This is a genomic window from Flavobacterium sp. (assembly GCF_044371705.1).
In the GTDB taxonomy this organism is placed as follows: Bacteria; Bacteroidota; Bacteroidia; order Flavobacteriales; family Flavobacteriaceae; genus Flavobacterium.
The window spans coordinates 1-4,594 of sequence record NZ_JBILTE010000199.1 but is presented as its reverse complement, the minus strand read 5'-3'; the positions used below and the strand labels follow the sequence as shown (position 1 = coordinate 4,594).

Below are 4,594 nucleotides of genomic sequence, written 5' to 3'. Positions count from 1 at the left end.
ACTCAAATCATACAACATCAAATAACCATAGTCACCCCGACGCACCCCTTTGGAAGGATGATTCATCGCCAATAAATAATCTTGCGTACCGATAGAAATCGCCACCGGTTCGTGTATTTTAATACTTTCACCCACTTTTAAGTCGGTTTGCTCTTGCTCGCTTACCAACACCAAATAGTTGTCTAATTTGTACCCGTAAGGCAAACGAGTGAACACCGCCTTACCGGAGTTTGTAGCTACTAAGTGACGGGTAAAAAACTCGTTCATAAAAGTAACTTCCTTTTTCCAAACAGTAGTCAACGTGCTACTATTCAAAACCATCAAATGGTTCACTTCCGGTTCTTTTTTGGAGTTTGCCGCTTTGTAATGTACAACAAAATACTGACCGTTAGGCGACTGCTTTACTTGCACATTTCCCGACTTTGAATTTGACACAATCGGAAAACCCATCAGCATCGTACTGGTGAATTTCTTTGTGGCTTTGTCATATACGTGTTGGAATACTTCGTCTCTTTTGGACTTACCGGAATAGCTTTGGGTAAATACCACCGCCTTGTCGGAACCAATCGCATACGAACCTAAGACGTTGTGCAATGTGCCACCGCCTGCTAATTCAGGAAAAGGGTGGGAGATGGTCTCCACCAAATTGTTTTTTTGATCGAACTTGCGAAGGATGATTTTGTTACTAATCAGTACCCCGTATTTATTGACAACCGTCAATAGGTAAGAGTTGTAATTGTCCATCAGCACGAACTTTGGGTCCAATTCGTTTTTGGTATCAAAATCAAATCGTTCACCAAATTGGTAGTTTTGTGCGAAGGATGTCCCCATCACCGCTACCAACAATAGTTTTACTAAAGTATTTTTCATCGGTATTATTTTTTATAGATTTCGTTTTCCAACGTTTTCAATTCGTTTTGCTCGTCGTAGCTTAATTTGATACCCACCAAGTTCTCTTGTAACTCATTTAAGTATTTCTCCGCATCTGCTTTGCGGTTCATCGCTAAATTCAAACGAATCAGGTTGAAGTAAATATATTCTCCAATCTTCGCATTGAAAACTGATTTCGAATCTTTTTTAAACTCTACTTTTTTCAGTGTTTCCAACCAAATGTCAATCCCTTTTTGCATACCGGTTACTGCTGCAGCGGTGCGTTCCGGCTCTGATGGTTGTAGTTTTTTCAAGTTGGTAGTCACATAAATGTGGGCTTTCTCTAAATCGTCGTATTCGCCTTTGTTTTTTACTTTATCCAATTTCACTGTTTTCTTAATTGATTGGAATCCGTAGTTGTCATTCAGATATTGGTTTAAAAAAGCAACCACTTTATTTAAATGATTCTTTTCTTCCAACGATTTGTTGATGTTGTTGCTAGGCGAAGAAGAAACAAATTTAAATTCCTCAAAGAACTTGGTATTGATTTTTTCTGCACCGTTTACTTTTACTACCAGCTTGGTAGGTTGGTTGGCAAAAGTTTGTCCGGCATTGTCTTGAAATTGTACCGCACGAATATCAATTAGTACATCCAAATAGTTACCTTCCTTAGTAAAACCTTCTACATTAATCTGTGACGACAATACGTCGTTGTTCACAATAATATGATCGTTTAAATTAGGTTCTCTATATACCGGAGGAGCAGGTTTTACATAATCCGGTTTAGTTGGGTTTACCAATTTAGGGTTTTTCCCTTGGTCGGTCATTGATAAACGTTCCAACATGGATAGCTTTTTAAATTCAGCCGACTCCAATTCAAACTTTTCTTTGGCTTGAGCCACTTCTTCGTCGTAGTCTCTTAATTTTTGTTCAAATTCTTTTTCGCTGTTGGCAAGAACCGTAGCATAATTATCCAAAGCCGCTTGATGCTCCACTTTCGATTGTTTAATCACATCGTCAGCCGTCACGTTATAAGGTGAAGTAACGGTTACTTTCAGTAAACGATTGGCTACTTCAATGGTTTCTTTAGGTTGTTTCAGAATCAGGAAATCCACATTCTCAGAAGAGATGTTTTGGCTAAAACCATAACTTGCAATCAATAAAAAAGTAAGAAATAAATGTTTCATCTGTAATGAATTAAAATTTTTTGCAAAAATAGTTCTATTTAGTCACTTGCAAAAATTATTTAGAACTTTTTGGAGAAAGATTTCCGGGATGGCTTTTAGCAGTTAGGAGTTAAGACGCTTCGCTTGGGTTTAGTAAGGAGGGTGAAGTGAACACAGCTAATAAAAATAAGGGAAATTGTAAAAGTAGCTTTCTTGGTTTGTTGAAAAACACTGCATGCTATGGAACACAGGTTAATGAAATTTTTAAAATTTTTATTATCTGTGTTCAAAAAAAATAGGAGCCACAGCGAGTGTTCACTACTTTAAAACAGAAAAGGATTAACCTATTCAATTTCAATTAAAATAGTTTTGTAATTCCAATTAAGATTTGTAATTTTGCCCACCTTTTGGCGAAGAAGAGTTTCCATTGGGTATAAACTATTTATGTAAACCACTTCTGTTGATTTCTATCGCTCATGAAACTCGAGAAAGCACAGAATACAAATTTTTAATCAGCATGTCTGAAATTTTAAAAGAACAAGAAACGTTTTTGGCTAACTTTAACTGGCATAACTTCCAAGAAGGAATTGATGCAATTGATGAAGCAAACCTTAGAGAATTTGAAGAGTTAGTTGGAAAAACGTTCATTTCAACTGATAACGACGAAGTAGTAATGGGAACAGTTGTTCGTATTACCGATAGAGACGCAATCGTTGATATCAATGCAAAATCAGAAGGTGTCATTTCACTGAATGAATTCCGTTACAACCCGCATTTAAAAGTAGGCGACAAAGTAGAGGTTTTAATCGATGTTCGTGAGGACAAAACCGGTCAATTGGTTTTATCACACAGAAAAGCGAGAACTATCAAAGCATGGGATCGTGTGATTGCTGCTCATGATACAGGTGAAATCGTAAATGGTTTCGTTAAATGTAGAACAAAAGGTGGTATGATTGTAGACGTATTCGGAATCGAAGCGTTTTTACCGGGATCACAAATTGATGTGAAACCAATCCGTGATTACGACCAGTATGTAAATAAATCAATGGAATTTAAAGTGGTTAAAATTAACCATGAATTTAAAAACGTTGTGGTTTCGCATAAAGCTCTTATTGAAGCGGATATTGAAGTACAGAAAAAAGAAATCATTGGTCAATTAGAAAAAGGACAAGTATTAGAAGGTGTGGTGAAAAACATTACTTCTTATGGTGTGTTTATTGACTTAGGTGGTGTAGATGGATTAATCCATATTACCGATCTTTCTTGGTCAAGAATCAATCACCCAAGCGAAGTTCTTGAATTAGACCAAAAATTAAACGTAGTAATTCTTGATTTTGATGATGAGAAAACAAGAATCCAATTAGGTTTAAAACAATTGAACGCTCACCCATGGGATGCTTTAGATGCAAAACTTGCGGTAGGTGATAAAGTAAAAGGTAAAGTAGTTGTAATCGCTGATTACGGTGCATTTATCGAAGTAGCAGAAGGTGTAGAAGGTTTAATCCACGTGTCTGAAATGTCATGGTCTACACACTTACGTTCGGCTCAAGATTTCATGAAAATTGGTGACGAAGTAGAAGCTGTGATCTTAACACTTGACAGAAACGAACGTAAAATGTCTTTAGGTATCAAGCAAATGACGCAAGATCCATGGACAGATATCACTGCGAAATATCCTGTAGGTTCGAAACATACTGGTATTGTTAGAAACTTTACAAACTTTGGTATCTTCGTTGAATTAGAAGAAGGTATCGACGGTTTAATTTACATCTCTGATCTTTCTTGGACGAAGAAAATCAAACATCCATCTGAATTTGTGAATGTTGGTGAGAAATTAGATGTTGTAGTATTAGAGTTGGATGTTGACGGACGTAAATTATCGTTAGGTCACAAACAAACCACTGCTAATCCATGGGATAAACATGAAGATGCTTATGCTGTTGGAACCATCCACAACGGAACTATCGCTGAGATTGTAGACAAAGGTGCTACTGTTGACTTTGGTGATGATGTAGTTGCTTTCATTCCAACCCGTCACTTAGAAAAAGAAGACGGTAAGAAATTGAAAAAAGGTGATGCTGCCGACTTTAAAGTAATTGAGTTCAACAAAGAATTCAAAAGAGTGGTAGCTTCGCATACTGCGATCTTCAAAGAAGAAGAAGAGAAAAACGTGAAAGCTGCTACAGCTGATGTTGCTACCAACAACAACAATGCACCAGCTCAAACGCTTGGAGAAAACAACCAAATTTTAGCTGCTTTAAAAGCTAAAATGGAAAAAGGAGAGAAGAAATAAGAAACTCTTTTTTATAAAAGTAAATCCTCTTGTGCAAACAAGAGGATTTTTTTATGAAGTCAAACGAGCCACCAATCACCAATCACTAAAGACTAAGGACTAAGGACTATGGACTAAGCACTAATTATAATACTTACTTCTCCAAATATCCTCATTAAAGTTCTTCCCTTGCCAAAAGCAGTAATAAATAGAAATACCCACCATGGATTTCAATACAAATAAAAACGAAACAATTCGCAACACGTTTTCATTGGTTTTTCCAAGG

At 36.6% G+C, this 4,594-nt stretch carries 3 protein-coding genes; 1 reads left to right on the top strand and 2 read right to left on the bottom strand.

From position 1 onward, the window contains the following. Both ACIQ2S_RS11510 and ACIQ2S_RS11505 read right to left on the bottom strand, forming a co-directional pair. The coding region (locus ACIQ2S_RS11510; RefSeq protein WP_396176126.1) for a hypothetical protein at window positions 1–870 on the bottom strand (870 nt) is incomplete at its 3' end. Window positions 871–875: 5 nt separating this feature from the next. Further along, window positions 876–2,057: a hypothetical protein gene (locus tag ACIQ2S_RS11505; RefSeq protein ID WP_396176123.1), complete on the bottom strand. Its 1,182-nt coding sequence runs from the start codon at window positions 2,055–2,057 to the stop codon at window positions 876–878. A gap of 496 nt (window positions 2,058–2,553) precedes the next feature. On the opposite strand from ACIQ2S_RS11505, the gene rpsA reads away from it, so the two are divergent. After that, a complete protein-coding gene (rpsA, locus tag ACIQ2S_RS11500; RefSeq protein ID WP_396176121.1) occupies window positions 2,554–4,329 on the top strand; it encodes a 30S ribosomal protein S1 in 1,776 nt (591 codons plus the stop codon). Window positions 4,330–4,594 lie beyond the last annotated feature (265 nt).